The following is a 21642-nucleotide window of genomic DNA, read 5'->3' as shown; positions in this document are numbered from 1 at the left end:
CTGCGCGGAAGGAAACCGGTTGTCGGAAGTCGGTCGTTTAGTCGAACGTCGACCGTGTAGTCGAACGTCGGCCCCGTAGCCGGAGGTGGGAGGCCGATGTCCCGGTTCGGGGCGGTCAGTACCGCGACGGGAGGTACGCCAGCCCGGTCACGAAGACGCTGATGAGGCCGCTCAGGAGGGTGACGCCCCAGAGCCCGTCGCTGTGGGTCTTGAACGCCGTGGACTGCTCCTGGTAGGCCTGATACTGGCCGTAGTCCTGGGTCAAGGCCAGCGTCTCGTTGTTCGGGAAGTGCGCGAAGTACGTGTTCGCGCCGATGGAGACGTTCGCGGTGTCCTCGACGGCGATCTCGTTGGTCTGTGGGGCGAACCACTCGAGAGTCACCGTCGTGTTCGAGACGGCCGCGACGGTCGTCTCGTTGCCCGCGAACTGGACCTCGTCGCCCTCACTGAACTGCTGGGTCGCCGGGGCCGGGAAGTAGTCCTCCGCCGGGATCAGTTCGCGCGAGCCGTTCTCGCCCGCGCGCTGGACGACGTACACCTGCCCGTCGACGGTCGTCGTCTCGTTCTCGACGGCCGGGTCCTCGGAGAGGATGGCGGTGTGGTTCTGCGCCTCCCTGAGCGTGACCTCGCTCGGGTCCGCGCTCGGCTCGATGGAGACGTTCCAGTCGTCCCCGTCGTAGGTCACGGTCGACCCGTTCTCCCACGCCTGCGTGTAGCGGGCCGACGAGTTCGTCCAGTTGAGCGTCGCCGAGCGCTCCAGGGTCGCGCCCCCGCCGCCGCCGTGGCCGCCGCCCCCGCCGCCGGTCATCTCCGCCTCGATGCTCTGGACGTTGTACTGGGTCCCGTCAACGGTGAAGCTCTCCCCCCCTTCGAGCGTGTACTCCGGGTCCTCCACGGAGAAGTGCGGCGCGCTCGCGGTGGCGATGAGGGAGAACGACACCGCCCCCACGACGAGGAAGAACGCGACGTAGACGGCAGCGGCGCGTCGTTGCATACGGGAAGGACGGGACGCCCGGCGTTTAACCGTTACTTTCTGCGAAAGCGACCGCCGCGGCCGTCCGGTCGGGCGGGCCCGGACGTCCCGTCGGACCGGCGCCGGCCGTTCCCGACGGTGGCGGCCTCGCACGGGAGGTTTTTTGCGACCGGTGGCGACCTAGCGACCATGGAGTTCGACATCGAGGGGAACGCGGCGCTGGTGACCGCCTCCAGCAGCGGCCTCGGGAAGGCGAGCGCGACGGCACTGGCCCGCGAGGGGGTCGACGTCGTGTTGAACGGTCGCGACGAGGAGCGCCTGGCGGCGGCCGTCGAGGAGGTCGAGGCCGAGGCCGCCGGGGACGCGCGGGTCGTCGGCCAGCCAGCGGATCTGACCGACGCGGCCGAGGTCGCGGCGCTCGTCGAGCGAACGGTCGAGGAGTTCGGCGGGCTGGACCACCTGGTGACGAGCGCCGGCGGCCCGCCGAGCGGTCCGTTCCTCGACACGACCGACGAGGACTGGTACCACGCGTACGACCTGCTCGTCATGAGCGTCGTCCGCCTGGTCCGCGAGGCGGCCGACCCGCTGCGCGCGGACGGCGGCGGCACCGTCGTCACCATCACCTCCCGGAGCGTGAAGGAAGCCATCGACAACCTCGTGCTCTCGAACGCCGTGCGGATGAGCGTCGTCGGCCTGGAGAAGACGCTCTCGCGGGAACTCGCCCCGGAGGTCCGGGCGAACGCGGTCCTCCCCGGGTCCCACGAGACCTCGCGCATCGAGAACCTGATGGAGGCCGCCGTCGAGCGCGGCGAGTACGGCTCCTACGAGGAAGCGCTCGCGGCCCGCGGCGAGGAGGTCCCGCTGGGCCGCATCGGCGACCCGATCGAACTCGGCAACACCGTGGCGTTCCTCTCCTCGCCCCGGTCCGGATTCATCAACGGCGTGGCGGTCCCCATCGACGGCGGCTCGGGCGCGTCGAACCTCTGATCGGCTCGGTTCGACTGTTTCGTCCGTTCGTGCCAGTTCCGATGGGTCCGGCCGTTCAACGTCGATTTTCGACGGTTGCGAGTTTCTCGAAGCCACCACGACGTGTCGCATCCGGCGGCGTCTCGGGTGTCGTGACGACTGCCTCGAAAGCCCCCCGCGGCGCTCGGCCCCCGCGGCACGCTCCGTGCTCCTCGCCCTTCGCGGGACTCGCGCCGCGCGACCGCCGCGCGCCACGTGGTTCGTCCGTCCACGTACAGGTCGGCGCGTGCCGGCGGGCCTCCGTTCACGCGAGCGAGCCTGCGAGCGAGGAGCGCAAGCGGCTGCTCACGCGAGCGGAGCGAGGGTGAGTTCCGAGGAACTCGCTCCGAGGGACGGGAGGGCGAGGCCCTCCTGGGCCAAGCAGCAGTGGTCTGCTCGACCGCGGAACCGGCGGATCGAACGGAGCAAATCCCGCTCTGACCCCCGAAATTCTAGGGGCGGAAGAAACCGTACAAACGGGCGCTACTCGATGAACCCGAGCGTGTCCTCGATCCGACCCAGCTCCGGTCCCGTCGTGTCCTCGCCGATGACGTAGCCGTCGTCGTTGGCGAGCAGCCCCGACCCGACCAGCGGCGCGCCGTAGTTCACGGTGCCCAGATCGGCGTACACGTCGAGGTGCTCCTCGACGGCCTCGAGTTCCTCCTCGCCGGACTGCGGGTGACAGAGCACCCCGGTGTTGTTCGCCACCGCGGCGGTGCCGACGGTGTTCACGTCCGCGAGCGAGCCGCGCTCGACGGGCACGTCGAGGGTGTCGGCGACGACCGCGAGCGCGTCGTCGGTCAGGTCCGGGTGGACCCACGCGCCGGTGTCGTTCGCCAGCACGACGTTGCCGGCGGCGTTGAGCTTCCCGGGGAGGCGCGCGACGGCGCCGTCGGTCGCCTCGCGGATGGTCTCGATCTCGCGGTCGGTCGCCTGCCGGGAGACGAGCGTGCCGTTCTCGTTGCCCGCGGTCAGCGCGCCGACGGTGCCCGAGCCGCCGACCGTGGTGGTGATCGCGGGGACGCCGAACTCCCCGGCCAGCGAGTCGACCAGGTCCGCGTCGGCGTCCGGGCGCACGAGCAGACAGCCGGTCGAGACGTGTGCGTAGACGCCGACGTACGACGATCCTTCGAAGGAGACGCGGAGCACGTGAATCCAATCAGGCCGGCTCTGCCTCGACGACGACCTCGCCGTCCTCGTCGAAGCGGGCCGCGCGGACGCGGAGTTTGCTCGGCGGGTTCTGGCGCCCGCGCTCCCAGACGGTCTCGTTCACGGCGGGGTCGAGTCGGACCTCGTCCGCCTCGACCGAGAAGTGCTGTGCGAGGTGGTCGCGGATGAGCGACATCGCGCGGTCGCCCCGCTCCTGCTTGGGTGCCTGCTTGGCGTCGCGGAGCGGGACGGTGACGACCCGCTCCTCGAAGTCGTTCGCGCTCATTTACTCGTCCGTGTCGCTTCGCCGCCAGTGGCGACGCTTCGGGTTGCGCGTGACGTCCATGTCGGTCTTCATCATCACCCAGGCCGGGACGCGGCTGTTCTGCCGCTCCAGTTTGCCCAGGCGCTTCTTCTTCGCCTTCGATTTCTTGGTCATGGTGGCCTGACGGTTCGCCCGGCCGGCTTAAATTCTTGTCCATCCGCTCCGTGCCGGGTTTTCGGTCGGGCCTGGCTCCCGGAGCGGTGCTCGGTCGGACCCGCGAGCGCTCGGAGTTCGACCGGCGTCGTCACCGACCGATCGTGATTCCACCGGAAGCGAAGGGGTCGAGGAACCGGAGTCGGGAAACTGGGACGAAAGGTCGGAGCCGCAGAACCGGGCTGGCGAACCGGAGCCGAGTAACGGTCAGTCGTCCGAATCCAGCGCCAGCGACGCCAAGAGCGCTTCCAGTTGCACCTGCTCGTTCGCGCCCTCCGTGATCCGGTAGTCGGCCTCGCCGATGCGCTCCATCAGCCGGACCGCCTCGCGGTCCGTCAGCCCGAAGTCCCAGACCGAACGGTGAAGCTGGTCGATGACGTCGCCGCCGGCCATCCCCGTCTCCGTGAGCAGGGTGTCGAGCGTCGCGCGGGACTTCGAGAAGTCCCCGTCGAGCGCGTCCGCGACCATCGCCTCGATTTCCTCGGGCCTGGCTGTGGCGGTGATCTGGTAGACGGCCTCCTCGTCCACCTCGCCGCCGGTCGTCGCGGCCGCCTGAAGGGAGTTGATGGCCCGGCGCATGTCGCCGTCGGCCGCGTAGACGAGCGCGTCGAGGCCGTCCTCGGTGAGTTCGATCCCCTCGATTCCGGCGATCTCGCGGACCTGCGCCGCGACCGCCTCGTCCGAGAGCGGCGAGAAGCGGAAGACGGCACACCGCGACTGGATGGGGTCGATGATTTTCGAGGAGTAGTTACACGAGAGGACGAAGCGGGTGTTGTCCGAGAACTGCTCCATCGTCCGGCGGAGCGCCGACTGGGCGTCGTCGGTCAGCGAGTCGGCCTCGTCGAGGAAGATGACCCGGTAGTCGTAGCCGCCGAACGACGAGCGCGCGAAGCTCTTGATGCGGTCGCGCACCACGTCGATGCCGCGCTGGTCCGAGGCGTTCAGTTCGAGGAAGTTCGTCTGCCAGTCGTCTTCGTAGATCTCCTTCGCGATGGCGACCGCACAGGTCGTCTTCCCGACGCCGGCCGGCCCCGCGAACAGGAGGTGCGGCAGGTCGTTCCGGTCGATGTAGCTCCGCAGGCGCGAGACGATGTCCTCGTGCCCGTGGACGTCCGCGAGCGTCTGTGGCCGGTACTTCTCGATCCAGACCTCCCGGCCGGTCGTGGCCCCCCCGTCCGCGGCGTCGGCCTCGCTCATGGACGGTGGTGGGTCGGCCGTCGGCATAAACACCCCGAGACGGTCACGTCCCGAACGCGTTTTCACGACCCCGCCCGTCGCGTCCCGCATGGCGACGCCCTCCGTCACCCGGGTCCAGTTCGACGCCCTCGTGCTCCTCCTGTTCGGCGTCCTCTGCTCGCTCGTCGGCGGGGTCACCCACCTCGTGCCGGACCTGTTCGACAGCGGCCTCCTGCTGTGGGGCGGCTTCGTCGTCGGCACCGCCGGGCTCTGCTGGTACGCGTTCGCCCGACTGCGGGACGGCCGTTGATCCGACGGCGGGACCACGAAACCTATACCCGCGCCCCGGAAACCCGCTCGCGTGTCGACCAGTGCCCCCCGCACGACCCGCGTCGCGCTCGTCGGGGCGTGCTGTCTCGTCCTTCTGGGCGGCGCGGTCGGCGGGGGCATCGCCGCCGTCGCCACACCCGCTACGGCCGCGGGCACCCAGTCATCGACCGAGAACGCTAACGCCACCGGCGTCCCGTCCGGGCCGTTCACCACCGTCGCGGTCGCCCCGAACGAGACGGTCGCGGGCGACGTGACCGCGAGCGGCGGCCGCGTCGTCGTCGCCGGCACGGTCGAGGGCGACCTCCGGGCGTACGGCGGGGTCGTCGTGCTGACCGAGGGCGCGGTCGTGACCGGCGACGCGCAGGCGTTCGGCGGGCGCGTGCTCCTCGCAGGTGAGGTCCGCGGCCCGGTCACCGCCTACGGCGGCACCGTCGAGGTCGCCGGGACCGGGAGCGTCGGCGACGTCAACGCCGGCGGCGAGACGGTCACCATCGCGGGCGAGACGGGCGACGCGACGGTGCTCGGCGCGACGGCCGTGCTGGCCGAGGGCGCGACCGTGGGCGGCGACTTCGAGTACGACGCACGGCTCCGGGACCGCGGCGGCACTGTGGCCGGCGAGCGCCGGCCGACCGACGCATTGCTCGGCCCGGCCGGGGTCGCGATCCGGCTGGCCGGCTGGCTGCCCGTGCTGCTCCCGCTTCTGGGCGGCCTGCTCGGGGTGGCGCTCGCCCGCGTGGACCCGCGGACCGAGACGCTGGCCGCAGGGGTCGCCGACGCGCCGGCACGGACGCTCGGCCGCGGCGTCGGCGTCGCGCTCGCCTCGATGCTCGGCGTCGTCCTCGTCGCCGCCACGGTCGTCGGCCTGCCGCTGCTCGGCCTGCTCGTCCCGCTGCTGCTCGCGGGCGTGCTGCTCTCGCTGGCGGTCGGAACGCTGGCCGTCGGCCGCGCCGTCGCCGGGCGGTTTTCCACGAACCGGGTTTCGACGGCGTCCGCCACGCTTCTCGTCGCGATCGCGGCCGCCGCGCTCGGGTTACTGCACGTGCTCGGCTCCGTCGGAATCCTGTCGCTCGCGCTCCTGGGTACGGGGACCGCACCGCGGGTCCGGTCGCGGTGAATTCACGGTTTCCGCTGCCGTCGATTACCGGTGAGCTTCCGGGTCGCAAACTCATCTGATCCTCGTGGCGCGCGGCGGCCGCGCGCCAGCGCGGCCGCTCGTGCGAGGGACGAGCATCGCAGGCGAGCGAGCCGAGGAGCGCAGCGGCCGCACCGAGCCGAGAGCCGCGGGGGCTTTCGAGGCGGTCGAAGCGACGATTGATCCTGCACCGAGGGCGACAGCAGCGAGGTAGTTCGAGACCCCATCAAACGGAACCGAGAGCAAACGCTGAAACCCGCAGCCCGCCGAAACCGGATATGGACGTGACCGTCGAGGTCGTCGGCGAGGGGACCGAGGACGTCTCCGTCGACGCCGACGCGACGTACGCCGACCTCTGCCGGGCCGTGGGCTACTCCCCGCACGAGGTGACGGCGCTGGTCGACGGCTCGCCGGTCCCCGACGACCGCGCGGTCGACGCGAGTCGGGTGAAGGTGCTCCGACTCATCAAGGGCGGATGACAGATTCCGATGGCGGGACCGACGCCAGCAGGACGGCGGTTCGAGACGCGACCCCGGACGACGCGCTCGACGTTCGGCGAGTCCTGAACGGCGCGCTGCTAGACGTCCCCGACGACCTCGAGCACCGACTCCGTGCGGGCGAGGTGCTCGTCTCGGTCGACGACGGCACCGTCACCGGCGCGCTCGTGCTCGACGGGAGCCACGTCGAAGCCGTCGCCGTCCGGCGTCGTCGCCGCGGGGGAGGGATCGGCGGCGACCTCGTCCGAACCGCGGCCGAGCGCGCGGACGGGACGCTCACGGCCGACTTCCGCGCGGACATCGCGCCGTTCTACGAGTCGCTGGGGTTCGAGGTCGAGAGCGACGAGGAGAATGCGTCGGAGGAGCACAGACTGCGCGGCGCCCTACACGAGCGGCGCGACTAGCTCCCGCCCGTCCGCAAGAATCGCCCGCGAGCGCTCCGCGGAACTCGACTCGGCGTAGATGCGCATCTTCGGCTCCGTCCCGCTCGGCCGGACGAGCATCCAGGAGCCGTCCGCCAGCAGCAGCTTGAAGCCGTCGACGGTCACCACGTCGGCGACCGCCTGCCCGGCCACCTCGTCGGGAATGTGCTCGGCGAGTTCGTCGATGACCCGCGCCTTCTCGTCGTCCGGGCAGTCGACGCTGGTCTTGTCCGCGACGATGCGACCGTGTTCGCCCTCGAGGCGGTCGACGCGCTCGTCGTACGGCTCGTCGGCCTCCAGTGCGGCCGCGAACAGCGCCATCAGCACGCCGTCCTTCTCACGGACGTGCCCGCGGACGGTGAACCCGCCCGACTCCTCGCCGCCGATGAGGGCGTCGTGCTCGGCGATGGCCCGCGCGACCCACTTGAACCCGACCGCCGTCTCGAAGACGTCCTCGCCGTGCGCCTCCGCGACGCGGTCGATGAGGAACGTCGTCGAGACGGTGCGGACGGCGGGGCCGGACTGCTCGTCCAGCATGCCGTCGTACGTCGCCGCGAAGAACAGGTTCTCGTCGAGGAAGCCGCCCTGGGGGGTGACGACCGCGAGACGGTCGGCGTCGCCGTCGTTGGCGATGCCCAGGTCGGCGTCGCCGCGTTCGACCGCCTCGACGAGCGCCGCGAGGTTGTCGGCGCTCGGTTCCGGCGGCGACCCGCCGAACTCGGCGTCCCGCTCGCAGCGGAGGCGGATCACGTCGGCCCCGGCAGATTCGAGGAGGGCGTCGGTGACGCCGCGCCCGCTGCCGTGCATCGCGTCGTAGGCGACCGTCAGCCCGGAGAGGTCGGCGTCGACGAGGTCACGGGCGTGCTCGGCGTGGGGACTCACGAGGTCGACGCGCTCGATCTCCCCACGTTCGTCGGCGGACGCCGCCGGGTCGGGTTCGCGGAGGTTCGCCTCGATTCGCTCGGTCACCTCGGGGAGCGCCGGCGCGCCGTCGCTCGGGACGAACTTCACGCCGTTGTACTCCGGCGGGTTGTGCGAGGCGGTGAGCATCATCGCGCCCGCCGCGCCGCGCTCGACGATGGCGTGGGCGACCAGCGGCGTCGGGCAGTCCCGCTCGGGGAGCAGCACGTCGAAGCCGTTGCCCGAGAGCACCGCGGCGAGCGAGTCGGCGAACCCCTCGCTCGTCGGGCGGGCGTCGTAGCCGACGAGGACCGGGCCGGACTCGCCGGCCTCGTCCAGGTAGTCGGCGACCGCCTGTCCGACCGCGCGGACGCGCTCGTCGGTGAACGTGTCGAGCGTCGCCCGCCAGCCGTCCGTCCCGAAGGCGATGGCGTCGGTGTCCATACCGCAAAATCGCCGGCCGAGGAGAAAAAGCCGGTGTCGCGGCGGCGTGCGGGTCGATGCCGCCGCCGGGGGGCCGGCGATGCTATCGTGTCGCTTTTCGCCTCCGCCCTCGGAGTGGAAGCAATGGCAGAGGCACCTCGTGTGGTCGCGGTCTGTGGCTCGCGCCGCGACGGGAGCTACACCCGCGCCGCGCTCCACTACGCGCTCGATTCGGCCGCCGAGTACGGCGCGGAGACCGACTACATCGACCTGGGCGACCCGGCGGTCGACGCGCCGCTGTACGACCCCGACCGAGACGTCGCCGAGGCCGGCGACGTCGCGGACCTGCTCGAACGGATGCGGGCCGCCGACGGCGTCCTCCTCGGCTCGCCGGTGTACCACGGCTCGTACTCCTCGGCGTTCCGCAGCTTCCACGACTGGTGCTCGTTCGACGAGTACGAGGACACCGTCGTCGGGCTGTTCGCCGCGGCCGGGGGCGGCTCCTACGAGTCGACGCTGGCACACATGCGGGCGACGGTCAGGGGCGTCCACGGCTGGACCGTGCCGCTCCAGGTCGGCCTCCGGAACGCCCGCGACCGCTTCGAGAAGCGCGACGGCCCGGGCGAGGGCATCGGTGCCGAGTCCCGCTACGAGTTCGTCGACGACGCGCTCCGCGAGCGCACGCTGAAGCTCGGCCGGCGGGTCGCCCACTACGCCGGCCACAAGGACGAGTTCCTGGACGTGCCGTAACCGCGGTCGCTTCCCACCCGGTCCCCCCCTCGCTGCCCCTGCGTCAGTCCTCCCCGACGAGTCGCTCCTTCCGCCGCCGGGAGAGCTGTTTGACGTCGTACTCGCGGGCCATCGCGGCCGACTTCGAGTCGAACGCCTCCACGTGGACCAGTTCGACCGGGGTGCGACCGCGGGTGTACTTCGCGCCCTCGCCGGCGTCGTGTTCCGCGACGCGCCGCTCCACGTCGGTCGTGTAGCCGGTGTAGAAGCTGCCGTCGGCACACTCGAGGAGGTAGACGAAGTGGTCGGTCACGGCGGCGAGTCGGGTGCCCGGAGCATAAGTCGGCCGGCACGCGGTCGGTCCGGTCACCGGCCGGATCGGCGCGGGCACCGTGCGGCCCGTACTGCAACCGGGAACCCCCAGCGCACCGCGAACCGGGCGCGTTGTGGACGGGTTCCGAGCGATTCAGTCGTCGACGCGGGTCCGTTCTCGCGCCACTTCGGCGATCCCCGCGTTCGCGGAACACGACGGACAGGCGTTGAGTCGCCCGTGCTCGTCGCTGAACACGCGGACAAAGCGGTCCGAGACGTGCGACCCGCAGTTGTCGCAGCGTGGCATGGTCGACCGGCATCCACCACTGCCGGTGGGGGCGGATACGCCGCCACGACTGATATACCCTTTCACGATTCGTGGCAAGATCGACTTCGTTGCCCCGTTCAAACGTTCGAAATCAGCCGCCCGTGCGGGCACGTGCCACGGATCTCGCGACGAGGGCCGCCTGCGCCCCGGCGACGAACCCGGCGTCGACGTTGACCGTCGAGAGCACCGTACAGGACTGCAGGAGGCCGAGCAGCGCCGCCCGCCCGTCGCCGCCGGCGCCGTAGCCCGACGAGACCGGCAGCCCGACGACCGGCACGTCCACCAGTCCGGCGACGACGGTCGGGAGCGCGCCCTCCCGCCCGGCCGCGACGACGAGGCTGTCCGCGTCCCGGAACTCCCCGACTGCGTCGAGCATGCGGTCGAGGTTTGCGACGCCGACGTCCTCGATCAGTTTCACGTCCGGGCCGGCCTCGCGGGCGACGACCGCGGCCTCGCCCGCCGCGGCGGCGTCGGCCGTCCCGCCGGTGACGACCGCGACGGTCGCGTCGATCTCGGGGCGCTCGAAGTCGGGGACGGTGGCGACGACCGTCCGCGCCCGGGCGTCGCGCTCGACGGTCGCGTCGGGGGCGACCGCCGCGAGCGACGTGCGGACCCGGTCGGCCGTCCGGTCGTCCGCCCGGGTGACCAGCGCGCGGCCGGTCGTCTCCAGGGCCGTCTCCGCCAGCGCGGCGGTCTCGGCGGGCGTCTTCCCCTCGGCCAGGATGCCCTCCGGGAGGCCGCGGCGGCGCTCCCTGCTGGCGTCGAACAGCGCGGTTCTCGTCGCGGCGCTCCCGGATGCTCCGCCCCCGCCGGCGGTCGTGGATCCGTCAGCGGTGCTGGCCCGGGAGCCGTCGGCGGCGTCGGTGGAATCTGCCGGGTCGGCGGCTGCCGAGAGGTCGGCGGTGGCGTAGCCCCGGAGCCGGGCCTCGGCCTCGGCGGGCGTGAGGTCCCCGGCCGCGAGCGCGTCGAGCGTCTCTCTCATGCCCGGGTGTCCGTTCCCGACCGACTCGAACCCGTCGGTGCGGGCGCGCGACCGACGGCTGGGTCCGCGAGGATTTTCCGCGGGATTTGTGGGGCGCTCGGAACGAATCCCCCGTGAACGGCCGCGAGAGGCGTTGGCTTCGCCCCCACTTGGGAAATCTTATAAGGAGGGACGGAAAAAAGTCGGCTGCATGGCAGACCTCATCGTCAAGGCAGCCGTCAAGGAGTACCTGAACGACAAGAACGTCGCGTCGGATTTCTACGACGCGCTCGACGGGGAAGTGTCCGAGCTGCTCGAAGACGCCGCCCGCCGCGCGGAGGAGAACGACCGGAAGACGGTTCAGCCGCGCGACCTGTAACTCAGGCGATCCACCTCCACTTCTTTATCGCGCCGACCGCGTAGCGGCGACGACGTGCTTACCGCGCGGCGACGACGTACCGACCGCGTAGCGACGGCCCCACCACACCGGTCCCGCGGCGACGACTCAGCGCAGCGACCGCGTCGAGACGCTCCCGTCGGCCGCCCCCACGTGCAGTTCGTCCGCGAGCCCGACGAACAGGCCGTGCTCCAGCACGCCCGGCATCGCCGAGAGCCGGACGGCCAGCCCGTCCGGGTCCGATACGGTCCCGAAGTCGCAGTCGAACACGAGGTTGCCGTTGTCGCTGACGACGGGGCCGTCCTTGCGTTCGGCGGCACGGAGCGTCGGCTCCCCGCCCGCCCCCCGGAGCGCGTCCCGGACGGTCGCACGGGCGTCGGGCAGCACCTCGACGGGGACCGGGTGCGAGAGCGCGTCCGCCAGCTTGGAGTCGTCGGCGACGACGACGAAGCGGTCGGCCGCCGCGTCCACCACCTTCTCGCGGGCGTGTGCCGCCCCGCCGCCCTTCACGAGGTCGCCGTCCGCGACCTGGTCCGCGCCGTCGATGGCGACGTCGACCCGGGCGACGTCCGCGAGCGATTCCAGCGGGACGCCGGCCTCGCGGGCCAGTTCGCGCGACTGGTAGGAGGTGGCGACGCCCCGGGCGTCGAGGCCCGAGTCGACGCGCTCGCCGAGCCGGCGGACGGCGTGGGCCGCCGTGCTGCCCGTGCCGAGCCCGACGAGGTCGCCGTCGGCGACGAGGTCGGCCGCCGACTCGCCCGCGGCGCGTTTGGCCGCCTCGGTGCCGTCGGTGTTCTTCATGCGCGCCCCCTCTCGGTCCCGGGGGAAAGCGTTGACGGGAATCGGGGCGCGGGAGTCGCCGGCGCCGGCGCGGAGCCCCGCCGAGTCCCGAAACCGCCAGCTTTCAGTGCGAACGCGCGGCCGGGGGTGACATGGACGAACAGGAGCAGGTGGCGGCGTTTCTCGACCGCCACGACCTGACCGGCGAGCCCGCGTACCGAATCCTCGATCTGGCCTCCGAGGTCGGCGAGATCGCGAAGGACGCGACGACCTCGACGGGCTACGGCGCGGACCCGGACGCGCTCGACGTGTCCACCGACGAACTCGGCGACGCGCTGTTCTCGCTGCTCGCGGTCTGTGAGGCGCTCGACGTCGACGCGGGCGACGCCCTCCGGGAGGCCATCGACAAGTACGACCGCCGGATGGCCGAGACGGGCGACCCTGGCTCTGGCGAGTAGAGTCGGCTTACAACAGCAATCCGACCCCGACACCCCACGGCGGTACGGGCGGGTGTCCGTTCGAGTCGATGCCGACACTTCATCGGGCGACGCTCAGCCGACCAGCCGGAGGGTGGGAATGGAAGGGGCCGCGGTTCTCGGGGAAGGCGGACGACGCAAGCACTGCAGCGCGAGGGAGCGAACGAAGTGAGCGACCGCGCGCGAAGCGCGCAGCGAGGCCCCCGAGCCGAGAACCGCGGGGGCTTCCGCGGTCGTCACCATTGGAGTAGTCACTCGACCGACGGCACGACCGAAACTTGCAACGATCTAGATTCCGTGAGATCAGAGCGCCTCTTTGTACGCCTCCAGCGTGCGCTCGACATCCTCCTCAGTATGAGCATATGAAACGAACTGCGATTCGAACTGGTTCGCCGTGAGCCAGACGCCCCGTTCCTTCATCTCCTGCCAGAACACGCGCTCCCAGCGATCAGTCGCCGCCGCGTTCACGTCCGCGCCGTTCTTGGGACACAGTTCGTACCGCGGGCACGACTCGCGCTGTGTACAGCCGCCCTCGCAGTGACCCTCGAACGTCTCGGGGGCCTCGCGGGTGAACACCGTCTTGAACATCGAGTCGGTGCCGACGACGGTGTACTCGGGGGCGTGGTCCTCGCAGACGTCCTGGATGCCGGAGCGGAGCCGGTCGGCGAGCCCGTTCACGTGGTCGTAGACGTCGTGCTCGGCGGCGAACGTGAGCGTCTCGTAGCCCGCCGCCATCGTCACCGGGTGGCCCGAGAAGGTGCCCGACTGGAACACGTCGCCGGCGGGCGTGAAATGCTCGATTATCTCGGCGCGACCGCCGATCGCGCCGACGGGGAACCCGCCGCCGACGATCTTGCCGAACGTCGTGAGGTCGGGGGTGATCCCGAACTTCCCCTGGGCGCACTGGAGGCCGCCGACGCGGAAGCCGGTGATCACCTCGTCGAACACGAGCAGCGAGCCGTGCTCGTCACAGAGGTCCCGGAGCGCCTCGTGGTAGCCCTCGACGGGGTGGACGATGCCGGTGTTGCCGAGGACGGGTTCGGTCAGGACCGCGGCGATCTCCTCGCCGTGTTCGGCGAACACCGCCCGCACGGCTTCCTCGTCGTTGAACGGGACGGCGATGGTGTGCTCGGCGAACGACTCGGGGATGCCGGGCGAGGACGGGTGGGTGTGGGACGGGCCGTCGTCGGTCTCGACCAGCGTCGACTCCTGGGCGCCGTGGTAGCCGCCCTGCATCACGACGATCTTGTCGCGGCCGGTGTAGCCACGCGCGAGCCGGACCGCCGAGATGGTCGCCTCCGTCCCGCTGTTGACGAACCGGAGCATCTCCACCGACGGGACGTGGCGGGCCACGAACTCCGCGAGTTCCACCTCGATCTCGGTCGGCGCGCCGTACATCGGCCCCTGGCTGGCGTGTTTCTGGATCGCCGCGGTGACGGGGTCGGGGAGGTCGTGGCCGAACAGCAGCGGGCCATAGCCCATGACGTAGTCGACGTAGCGGTTCCCGTCGGCGTCGACGACGTGGGCGCCGTCGCCCTTCTCGACGAAGAACGGGTACGGCATGCTCGCCCGAACCGAGGAGTTGACGCCGCCCGCGAGGACGGACAGCGCCCGGTCGTACAGGTCGCGGGAGCGGTCGTGGTTCACGCGCGGACACCTCCGCGTGTGAGCAGACCGTGCGTGAGCAGACGAGTCGCAGCCGGCGACGCCAGGAAGCCGGACCGTCTCGGCGTGTTCATGGGTTGGCCTTGGCGCGGCCGGTGGAAAGTAGTTACCGGGTCGGCGTGGCCGGCGATCGCTTCGACCCGCTCGCGACGTCGTGACGAGGCCGAACACGCACGAACCTTGTCACTAAACGCTAAGGTGTCGTGGTATGGAAGGTCCGGCGGCGGGAGCCGCCGGAGTGGCGGTCGTTGTCGGACGCGCCGCCGTCCAGCGGACGGCTGCGGCGGTCGGTCGCGACGAGTCGGCGTGACACGGATGGCAGGATGCAGCGCCGGTTGGTGGGCGCGGGTCGCGGTGACGCCCGCGCCCGATGAGCCCAGTACCTCGCCGCTCCCGACCGCGTCCGCGCCGCACGCTGGAGGGGGCATCCGGTTCGTTCCGCGATCGCAGGTCCGGGATTCGTCAGTCTCGTGTCGGGCGAACGCTCGCCCGGATCGGTCCGCCTGATTGGTGCAGTAGCGTGTTCGTCCGAGTCCGTCCGACGCAAGGGGTTCGCGAGCTCGCTCGCGGCCGGAGCCCCTTACACGGCCACGGTCCCCTGTTCGCCGGTGCGGATCTGGTAGGCGTCCTCGACCGGGAGGACGAACACCTTGCCGTCACCGGGTTCGCCCGTCCGGGCGGCGTCGCGGATCGCGACCGCGACGTCCTCGGCCGGGATGTCGGCGACGACGCACTCGATCTTTACCTTCTGGTGGAGGTCGACGGTGTACTCCTCGCCGCGCCACTGGCCCTTCTTCGCGGGCTGTGAGCCGCGGCCGGAGACGTTCGTGACCGACAGCGAGGGCGCGCCGATCTCGGCGAGCCCCTCCTTCACGTCCGAGAGCTTGTCGGGGCGGATGAACGCCGTGACGAGCTTGATTCCGCCGTCGTTGGGTTCCTCGCCGCCGTCGGCGCGCACGATGCCGTTCTCCTCGGTGAACCCGCCGTCCGTGACCGTGTCGGGCTTGCCGAACTCGGGGTACGTGTTGACGCCGTGTTCGGAGATGTCGAGCCCCTCGATCTCGTGTTCACGCGAGACGCGGATCTCGCCCATCGCCTTGATGACGCCGAAGACGACGCCGGTGGCGACGACCGTCCACGCGAGGATGACGACGACCCCGACGAGCTGCGTGGTGAACGTGCTCACGAGGTAGCCGACGCCGCCGCCGCCCCAGAACTCGGTGGCGACGAACGGGAACGCCAGCGCGCCGAGCACGCCGGCCGAGCCGTGGACCGGGAACACCGCGCAGACGTCGTCGATCTTCAGACGCTTCTCGACGAACGCGAAGACGATCGGGAGCTGGATGCCGGCCAGCAGCCCGACCGCCACGGCGCCGGGCCAGACGATGGCGTCGGTGATGGCGGTCACGCTGACAAGCCCGGCCAGCAGGCCGTTGGCGACGTACAGCGTGTCGACCTTTCCGGTCTTGTACAGCGTGGCCGCGGCCGCGCCGATCGCGCCGGCGGCCATGCCGAGCGTCGTCGTGACGGCGACGCGGCCGACCGTGGCGAACGCGCCGAGCTGGAGGGTGCCGTCGGAGACGGAGAACACCGTCGCCGCGGTGCCGACGTTGAAACCGTACCAGCCGAACGCCAGGATGAGCGTCCCCAGCGCTGCGAACGTCAACGAGTGGCCGGGGATGACGTTCACCGAGCCGTCGTCGTTGAAGCGGTCGACGCGCGGGCCGACCATGTAGGCGGCCGTGAGGCCCGCGACGCCGCCCATCGCGTGGACGATGACGCCGCCGGCGAAGTCGTGAAAGCCCATCGCGCCCAGGAAGCCGCCGGCCCACGTCAGGCCGGTGACGACCGGGTAGATGACCCCCGCGAGCAGCACGGTGTACGCGACGTACGCGCGGAGCTTCATGCGGCCGGCGACCGCGCCGGAGACGATGGTCGCCGCCGTCATGGCGAACACCGCGCCGAACAGCCAGCCGACCCAGGCGTTCGCCGCGCCGGGCGCCAGGACGGAGAACGCCGAGGCGACCCCGGTCGAGCCGGGGCCGGTCAGTCCCCCGACGAGCGCGTTGACGCCCGCGCCGACGAGGAAGAAGAACGTCACCCCGACGCTCCACGTCAGGAGGTTCTTCGTGAGCTGGTTGGCCACGTTCTTCGAGCGCACCTGCCCGGCCTCCAGCATCGCGAAGCCGGCGTGCATGAAGAAGATGAGGAAGGTGACGACGAGCACCCACATGAGGTTGACCCCCTCGGCGATGACCGCCGGGTCGGCCTGGAGGAGCGTCATGCTCCCACCACCAGCACGCAACGTTCGTTCATCGATTCACCGATTTTACTGTGATCCGTGTCGGGCATCACGCCAGATGGGCTGATTCGGACAACCATAAACCCACACGTTGAAATTCACAAATTCATGGGTGTGTATCCAGATGACCGTCCGAAATAAAACGCGATACCCCTTGTATAAGGACGTAATATCCGCGGGAGGCCGGCAAACGTTGCGAACGAACTTGACGAACGTATTATCAGGTGACCAGACAGGTCGGCCGGGTTTGGCTCGCGCGCGCCGTGCCACCGCACCCCAGGCGACGCCCGCGGGTCGAGGATGATCGGTCGGGTTCCGGTGGTGCAGGTCGGACCGAGAGGCGTGGCCACGGATCGTTCGGACCGCGGTTCGCCGGCCGTTCGCGCCGGCGGCTACTCCCGCAACACGACGACGTAGGTGAGGACGGCGAGCACGGCGGTCGCGAGGGCGACGTTGACCGGCGTGAACTCGGCGATGTCGGCCATGCTGAGCGCGAACAGCGCGAGCGCCCCGAACGCGAGCGAGAGCACGAGGTCGATCACGAGCAGCACGCGGATGTCGCCGGAGGAGGCCATCGTCCGTGTCGCGTCGCCCGTGTTCTTCAAGCCATCGGGAACTTTTCGTTGGAATCGGATTTCGTGGAGACGGCCGCGTGTCGACCACCAAGAAAGTCCTCCAAATCCGTCGCACCCGGTATCGTTTCGGCCTCAGCGACGACCGCCTCGAAAGCTCCCGCGGCTCGTCCGTCCAAGTGCGGTCGGCGCGTGCCGGCGGGCACGGAGGCCCGCCGGACGCGCGCGAGGGGTGAGCACCGTGGTTCGAGAGAGCGGAGCTCTCTCGTCATCACGAAAGGCGCGAAACGCCTTTCGAACGACAGCGAGCCTGCGAGCGAGGAGCGCAAGCGGCTGGGGAGGGTGTGGCCTTCATCACCGTCAGCAGTAGGAATGCGCTTGTTGGTCCAGAAATCACAGCCAGCAGTAGTGATCGTACTGTTCGAGGACTAGGTGTCGGATCGCGTCGTCCCGAAAAACCCGAACCGAAACCGACCGAAACCCCGAAGCCCGAACTCAGAACTCGCCGTTGATGATGCCCGCGACCTCGTCCCGGTCGAACAGCCGTTCCTCGGCGGGAATCTCGGGGTAGGGGCCCGTCTCGTAGGTGGGCCACTCGCCGAACGCCTCGGGGTAGAGCTGTTTCGCCGTCATCTCCAGCTGGAAGAGGTTCAGGATCGGCCCCTGGTAGCGCGCGCCCTGGGCGTAGACGCGACCGTTCTTGACCGCGGTGATCTCCCGGCCGACGGGGTGCTCCTCCAGCCCGCTCCGAATGGCCGGCATGTCGGTTCCCGGGTGCATCCCGCCGAGCGCGAAGATGACGTCCGGGTCGGCCTCGAGCATCGCCTCCATGTCGACCTGCGTGGTGGAGGAGACGTCCTCGCCGAACGCGTTCCGCGACTTGAACGGCCGGACGTGGGCCGCCAGGAACCCCGGCGCGTCGGTCTTGTAGACGTACGGGGCGTCGACCTCGCTGAACCCGCCCATCACCGTCCGGGGGCGATCGCTCTCGGACGGAAGCTCCGCGTCGATCCGGGAGCGCACGTCCGCGTGGATCGACGCGAGCGCCTCGTAGCGCTCCTCCTCGCGGAACACCTGCGCGACCTTCTCGAACATCTCCCAGAGCCCGTAGTACTCGTAGTCGTCGACCCACTCCTCGGGGGGCTGGCTGTGGCTGTCGCTGAACGTGTTCCCGAACCAGGGGCCGATGTTCTCGGCGACCTCCTCGATGTCGGTCACGTCCCAGCTGCCGAGCGCGTAGAGGCTCGCCGGGTCCGCGAGGTGGACGTCGCTGTCCAGTTCGTACAGCTGCTCCTTGCTCGTCTGCCACGAGGAGTAGAGCCCCGTCCAGTCCAGCGAGACGCCCTCGAGCCGCGGCGTGAACTGGTTCCAGAGCGCGTCGTAGTAGGCCGGCGCGTGCATCGCGTTGACGTCGTTCCCACGACCGAGCGCGAACGCCATGCCGGCGAGGTGGGTCAGTCGGGTGAACACGCTCTCGGGCGGGCGCTCGAACTCGACTTCCCCCATCGGTGCCATCGTGACCGTGTACGCGTCGCCCCCCGACTCGGTCGGCGTCGACGCCTCGGTCGCGTCGGTGTCGGCCGAGTCGGTCGGGTCGGACGGTTGGGCGGTCGGCGTCGCCCCGTCGCCGCCCATACAGCCGGCGAGCAGGCCGCCGCCCGCGACCGCCCCCACGTATCGGACGTACTCCCGTCTGCTCGGCGCTCCAGTCTCGGTCTCATCTCGCTCCATGGCCATTAGGCCCGCCTAAACCAGCATAACTCTGTCGAACTTTTGGCAGTCCTAAAACGGTGGCGGCGTGCGGGCCGCCCGTGTTCGGTGACGGCGGTCGGTCCGCGCGACCCGGGCCGGGGAGCACGACGCGGAAACGAGCGTGTTTTCCCCGCGCCCACCCCACTCCCCACAATGACAGACGGCACGCTGCGGCTCGCGACGCGCGGCTCCGCGCTCGCCCGGGTGCAGGCCGAGAGCGTCGCGGACGCGCTCGCCACCCGCCGACGCTCGGTCGAACTCGTGGAGGTGGAGACGCGGGGCGACCGGCTCTCCGAGGAGCTCATCTCGCGGCTGGGGAAGACGGGCGCGTTCGTCCGCGCGCTGGACGAGGAGGTGCTCGCGGGCGAGTGTGACGCCGCGGTCCACTCGATGAAGGACATGCCGACCGAGATGCCCGACGACCTCCGGGTCGCGGGCGTCCCGGAACGCGCGCCGTCGGGCGACGTGCTCGTCTCCCGGGAGGGCGGCACCGTCGCGGACCTCCCGAGCGGCTCGGTCGTGGGGACGTCCTCGCTCCGCCGGAAGGCGCAGGTGCTCGCCGCCCGGCCCGACCTCACCGTCGAGCCGCTCCGGGGCAACGTCGACACCCGGCTCCGGAAGCTCGTCGCGCCGGACCTCCAGGCCGAACACGAGGCCCGCGTCGAGGAGAAACGGGACCGGAAGGGCGATCTCACCTCCAGCGACGGGAGCGAGTACGACCGCACGGTCGAGGAGTGGTTCGACGACCTCTCGGAGTTCCAGCGGCGGGCGCTCGAACGCGAACTCGACACGGAGTTCGACGCCGTCGTGCTCGCCGAGGCCGGCCTCCGACGCTCCGGGCTGCTGGACCGCCCCGAGTACGAGGTCGAGCGGCTCGAACGCGCGGAGTTCGTCCCCGCGCCGGGCCAGGGTGCCATCGCCGTCACGACTGCCGACCGCGACGCCACGGAGGCCGTCCACGACGCCGTCGAACACCAGCCGACCCGGATCGCCACGACCGTCGAGCGGACCGTCCTGAAGGAACTGGGCGGCGGCTGTATCGCGCCCATCGGCGTCGGCGCGCTCCTGCAGGGAGAACACGTGCAGGTCCGCGCGCGGATCCTCTCGGCCGACGGGAGCGAGGAGGTGGCGGCGAACCGCGACCTGCCGGTCCGCCGGCACGCCGACGCGGCCGCCGAGTTCGCGGCCGACCTGCGCGAGCGCGGCGCGGCCGACCTCATCGAGGCGGCGAAACGCGAGGCGGACGCGAACGGCGAGGCCGCCAGGGAGGAGGAATGACCGGACCGGAGTCGGCCGGAGGCGTGCGGTCTCCGGACGGAACGCCCGGAACGATCTCGCTCGTCGGCTCGGGCCCCGGCGACCCGGAACTGCTGACCGTGAAGGCCCGCCGGCTCATCGACGAGGCGGACGTCGTGCTCCACGACAAGCTTCCGGGTCCCGAGATCCTCGAGTCCATCCCCGAGGCGAAGCGCGAGGACGTCGGCAAGCGCGCCGGCGGCGAGCGCACGAGCCAGGAGCACACGAACGACAGGCTGGTCGAACTCGCCGAGTCCGGGCGGTCGGTCGTGCGGCTGAAGGGGGGCGACCCGTTCGTGTTCGGTCGCGGCGGCGAGGAGGCCGAACACCTCGCCGAGCACGGGGTCCCCTTCGAGGTCGTTCCCGGCGTCACCTCGGCGGTCGCCGCGCCCGGCGTCGCGGGGATCCCGGTCACACACCGCGAGCACGCCTCATCCGTCTCGTTCGTCACGGGCCACGAGGACCCGGAGAAGGCGGAGTCCGCGGTGGACTGGGACGCGCTCGCGGCGACCGGCGGCACGCTCGTCGTGCTGATGGGCGTCGGCAAGCTGCCGAAGTACACCGCTGCGCTGCGCGAGGCCGGGATGGACCCGGGGACGCCCGTCGCGCTGGTCGAGCGCGGCACGTGGCCCGACATGCGCGCCGCGACCGGGACGCTCGCGGACGCCGTCGAGGTGCGGGACGAGGCGGGCATCGAACCGCCGGCCGTGACCGTCATCGGCGAGGTGGCCGCGACCCGCGAGCGCGTCGTCGAGTTCCTCCGCGGGCGGGGCGACGCGGACGCGACGGCCACCGGAGGCGACGACGCCGCGCCCGGAGGTGACGGCGAGTGAACGTCGCCGTGTTCCGCCCCGACGACGAGCGGCTGTCGGCGGCGGTCGACCTGCTCACGGATCTGGGCGTCGAGCCGGTCGCGGACCCGATGCTCGCGGTCGAGCCGGCCGGCGCGACGCCCGAGTCGGCCGAGTGGGTCGTGCTCACCTCGAAGACGGGCGTCGAACTCGCCGCACGGGGCGGCTGGGAGCCCGGCGACGCGAAGCTCGCGGCCATCGGCCCTGCGACGGCGGAGGCCGCCAGCGAGGCGGGCTGGGCGGTCGAACTCGTCCCCTCGGAATACTCCTCGGCGGGGCTGGTCCACGACTTCGAGGACCGCGTCGACGATGCGGCGGGGACGACGGTCGAGGTCGCCCGGTCGGACCACGGGAGCCCGGTGCTGCTGGACGGACTCCGGGGCGCCGGCGCGACCGTCAACGAGACGGTGCTCTATCGACTCGTCCGCCCGGAGCGGGCCGGGAAATCGGTCGACCTGGCGGCCGAGCGCGACCTGGCCGGCGCGTGTTTCACCTCGTCGCTGACCGTCGAGCACTTCCTCGACGCGGCCGCGGAGCGGGGCGTCCGCGACGCCGCGCTGGCGGGGCTCTCGGAGGCGGTCGTCGGCTGCATCGGCCACCCGACGCGCGAGACGGCGGAGGAACTGGGCGTCGAGGTGAACGTCGTGCCGGCGGAGGCGGAGTTCGCGTCGCTCGCGGAGGCGGTCGTCGCGGAACTCGGCGTCGTCGGCGAGAACGCGTGACGCTCGGCGGTGGT

General features: G+C 71.1%; 25 protein-coding genes. 11 read left to right on the top strand and 14 right to left on the bottom strand.

Annotation, left to right across the window (positions count from 1 at the left end):
- Positions 1-115: 115 nt before the first annotated feature.
- Positions 116-994: a hypothetical protein gene (locus RJT50_RS01025; protein ID WP_313693250.1), complete on the bottom strand. Its 879-nt coding sequence runs from the start codon at positions 992-994 to the stop codon at positions 116-118.
- A gap of 168 nt (positions 995-1162) precedes the next feature.
- On the opposite strand from RJT50_RS01025, the gene RJT50_RS01020 reads away from it, so the two are divergent.
- Complete coding sequence (locus RJT50_RS01020; protein WP_313693248.1) at positions 1163-1960, top strand: SDR family oxidoreductase; 798 nt, start codon at positions 1163-1165, stop codon at positions 1958-1960.
- 501 nt (positions 1961-2461) lie between these two features.
- Here RJT50_RS01020 and RJT50_RS01015 read toward each other — a convergent pair.
- The 4 genes from RJT50_RS01015 to RJT50_RS01000 all read right to left on the bottom strand — a co-directional run bounded on the left by RJT50_RS01015 (position 2462) and on the right by RJT50_RS01000 (position 4802).
- Entirely contained in the window at positions 2462-3127 is a 666-nt protein-coding gene (locus RJT50_RS01015) for a translation initiation factor IF-6 (protein WP_313693246.1), read from the bottom strand.
- A 10-nt stretch (positions 3128-3137) separates the two neighbouring features.
- Positions 3138-3413, bottom strand: a complete 276-nt coding sequence (locus RJT50_RS01010) for a 50S ribosomal protein L31e (RefSeq protein ID WP_313693244.1) — start codon at positions 3411-3413, stop codon at positions 3138-3140.
- On the bottom strand, positions 3414-3566 hold the full coding sequence (locus RJT50_RS01005) for a 50S ribosomal protein L39e (protein ID WP_313693242.1): 153 nt from the start codon (positions 3564-3566) through the stop codon (positions 3414-3416).
- A gap of 246 nt (positions 3567-3812) precedes the next feature.
- Positions 3813-4802 carry a replication factor C small subunit gene (locus RJT50_RS01000; RefSeq protein WP_313693240.1) on the bottom strand — a complete coding sequence of 330 codons (990 nt, stop codon included), beginning with the start codon at positions 4800-4802 and terminating at the stop codon, positions 3813-3815.
- Between the two features lie 88 nt (positions 4803-4890).
- Here RJT50_RS01000 and RJT50_RS00995 point away from each other — a divergent pair, with 88 nt between their 5' ends.
- The 4 genes from RJT50_RS00995 to RJT50_RS00980 all read left to right on the top strand — a co-directional run bounded on the left by RJT50_RS00995 (position 4891) and on the right by RJT50_RS00980 (position 7144).
- Positions 4891-5091 carry a hypothetical protein gene (locus RJT50_RS00995; RefSeq protein ID WP_313693237.1) on the top strand — a complete coding sequence of 67 codons (201 nt, stop codon included), beginning with the start codon at positions 4891-4893 and terminating at the stop codon, positions 5089-5091.
- A 51-nt stretch (positions 5092-5142) separates the two neighbouring features.
- Positions 5143-6225, top strand: a complete 1083-nt coding sequence (locus RJT50_RS00990; RefSeq protein WP_313693236.1) for a bactofilin family protein — start codon at positions 5143-5145, stop codon at positions 6223-6225.
- Positions 6226-6521: 296 nt separating this feature from the next.
- Complete coding sequence (samp2, locus tag RJT50_RS00985) at positions 6522-6722, top strand: ubiquitin-like small modifier protein SAMP2 (RefSeq protein WP_313693235.1); 201 nt, start codon at positions 6522-6524, stop codon at positions 6720-6722.
- On the top strand, positions 6719-7144 hold the full coding sequence (locus tag RJT50_RS00980; RefSeq protein ID WP_313693233.1) for a GNAT family N-acetyltransferase: 426 nt from the start codon (positions 6719-6721) through the stop codon (positions 7142-7144). The genes samp2 and RJT50_RS00980 overlap by 4 nt, the downstream gene beginning before the upstream one ends.
- Here RJT50_RS00980 and RJT50_RS00975 read toward each other — a convergent pair.
- Positions 7124-8506, bottom strand: a complete 1383-nt coding sequence (locus tag RJT50_RS00975) for a phosphoglucomutase/phosphomannomutase family protein (protein ID WP_313693231.1) — start codon at positions 8504-8506, stop codon at positions 7124-7126. The two genes, RJT50_RS00980 and RJT50_RS00975, sit on opposite strands and share 21 nt — an antisense overlap.
- Positions 8507-8629: 123 nt before the next feature.
- On the opposite strand from RJT50_RS00975, the gene RJT50_RS00970 reads away from it, so the two are divergent.
- Positions 8630-9235: an NADPH-dependent FMN reductase gene (locus tag RJT50_RS00970; RefSeq protein ID WP_313693222.1), complete on the top strand. Its 606-nt coding sequence runs from the start codon at positions 8630-8632 to the stop codon at positions 9233-9235.
- 43 nt (positions 9236-9278) lie between these two features.
- Here RJT50_RS00970 and RJT50_RS00965 read toward each other — a convergent pair whose 3' ends face one another.
- From RJT50_RS00965 to larB, 3 genes are all read right to left on the bottom strand, one after another.
- Positions 9279-9527 carry a GIY-YIG nuclease family protein gene (locus RJT50_RS00965; RefSeq protein WP_313693219.1) on the bottom strand — a complete coding sequence of 83 codons (249 nt, stop codon included), beginning with the start codon at positions 9525-9527 and terminating at the stop codon, positions 9279-9281.
- 153 nt (positions 9528-9680) lie between these two features.
- A complete protein-coding gene (locus tag RJT50_RS00960; RefSeq protein ID WP_313693218.1) occupies positions 9681-9833 on the bottom strand; it encodes a DUF7563 family protein in 153 nt (50 codons plus the stop codon).
- A 112-nt stretch (positions 9834-9945) separates the two neighbouring features.
- Positions 9946-10836 (bottom strand): nickel pincer cofactor biosynthesis protein LarB, encoded by an 891-nt coding sequence (gene larB, locus RJT50_RS00955; protein ID WP_313693216.1) that lies wholly within the window; start codon positions 10834-10836, stop codon positions 9946-9948.
- A gap of 190 nt (positions 10837-11026) precedes the next feature.
- Between larB and RJT50_RS00950 the strand changes: the two genes are divergently transcribed.
- Positions 11027-11194 carry a DUF1931 domain-containing protein gene (locus RJT50_RS00950; RefSeq protein WP_179267314.1) on the top strand — a complete coding sequence of 56 codons (168 nt, stop codon included), beginning with the start codon at positions 11027-11029 and terminating at the stop codon, positions 11192-11194.
- 126 nt (positions 11195-11320) lie between these two features.
- Here the strand turns inward: RJT50_RS00950 and rpiA are convergent, their stop codons facing one another.
- Positions 11321-12013, bottom strand: a complete 693-nt coding sequence (gene rpiA, locus RJT50_RS00945; protein WP_313693211.1) for a ribose-5-phosphate isomerase RpiA — start codon at positions 12011-12013, stop codon at positions 11321-11323.
- Positions 12014-12144: 131 nt separating this feature from the next.
- On the opposite strand from rpiA, the gene RJT50_RS00940 reads away from it, so the two are divergent.
- Positions 12145-12450, top strand: coding sequence for a MazG-like family protein (locus tag RJT50_RS00940; RefSeq protein ID WP_313693209.1), 306 nt, complete (start codon positions 12145-12147; stop codon positions 12448-12450).
- Between the two features lie 321 nt (positions 12451-12771).
- Here RJT50_RS00940 and hemL read toward each other — a convergent pair whose 3' ends face one another.
- From hemL to RJT50_RS00920, 4 genes are all read right to left on the bottom strand, one after another.
- The gene (gene hemL / locus RJT50_RS00935) at positions 12772-14115 is read right to left on the bottom strand and encodes a glutamate-1-semialdehyde 2,1-aminomutase (protein ID WP_313693207.1); all 1344 of its coding nucleotides are present in this window, start codon (positions 14113-14115) and stop codon (positions 12772-12774) included.
- 598 nt (positions 14116-14713) lie between these two features.
- Positions 14714-16417, bottom strand: a complete 1704-nt coding sequence (locus RJT50_RS00930) for an ammonium transporter (RefSeq protein WP_313693204.1) — start codon at positions 16415-16417, stop codon at positions 14714-14716.
- Positions 16418-16827: 410 nt separating this feature from the next.
- Complete coding sequence (locus RJT50_RS00925) at positions 16828-17010, bottom strand: DUF8107 family protein (protein WP_313693202.1); 183 nt, start codon at positions 17008-17010, stop codon at positions 16828-16830.
- A gap of 492 nt (positions 17011-17502) precedes the next feature.
- Positions 17503-18738, bottom strand: a complete 1236-nt coding sequence (locus RJT50_RS00920; RefSeq protein WP_313693199.1) for an ABC transporter substrate-binding protein — start codon at positions 18736-18738, stop codon at positions 17503-17505.
- 174 nt (positions 18739-18912) lie between these two features.
- Here RJT50_RS00920 and hemC point away from each other — a divergent pair, with 174 nt between their 5' ends.
- Genes hemC through RJT50_RS00905 form a run of 3 tightly spaced genes read left to right on the top strand, consistent with a single transcriptional unit; the run spans position 18913 to position 21628 of the window.
- Positions 18913-20037, top strand: coding sequence for a hydroxymethylbilane synthase (gene hemC / locus RJT50_RS00915; RefSeq protein WP_313693198.1), 1125 nt, complete (start codon positions 18913-18915; stop codon positions 20035-20037).
- Complete coding sequence (gene cobA, locus RJT50_RS00910) at positions 20034-20888, top strand: uroporphyrinogen-III C-methyltransferase (protein ID WP_313693197.1); 855 nt, start codon at positions 20034-20036, stop codon at positions 20886-20888. Before hemC ends, cobA begins: the two co-directional genes overlap by 4 nt.
- Positions 20885-21628, top strand: coding sequence for a uroporphyrinogen-III synthase (locus RJT50_RS00905; RefSeq protein WP_313693195.1), 744 nt, complete (start codon positions 20885-20887; stop codon positions 21626-21628). The genes cobA and RJT50_RS00905 overlap by 4 nt, the downstream gene beginning before the upstream one ends.
- Positions 21629-21642: the final 14 nt, after the last annotated feature.

Source organism: Halobaculum sp. XH14 (assembly GCF_032116555.1).
Taxonomy (GTDB): domain Archaea; phylum Halobacteriota; class Halobacteria; order Halobacteriales; family Haloferacaceae; genus Halorarum; species Halorarum halobium.
The sequence above is the reverse complement of the archived record's forward strand: the minus strand, read 5'-3'. Positions and strand labels throughout refer to the sequence as shown.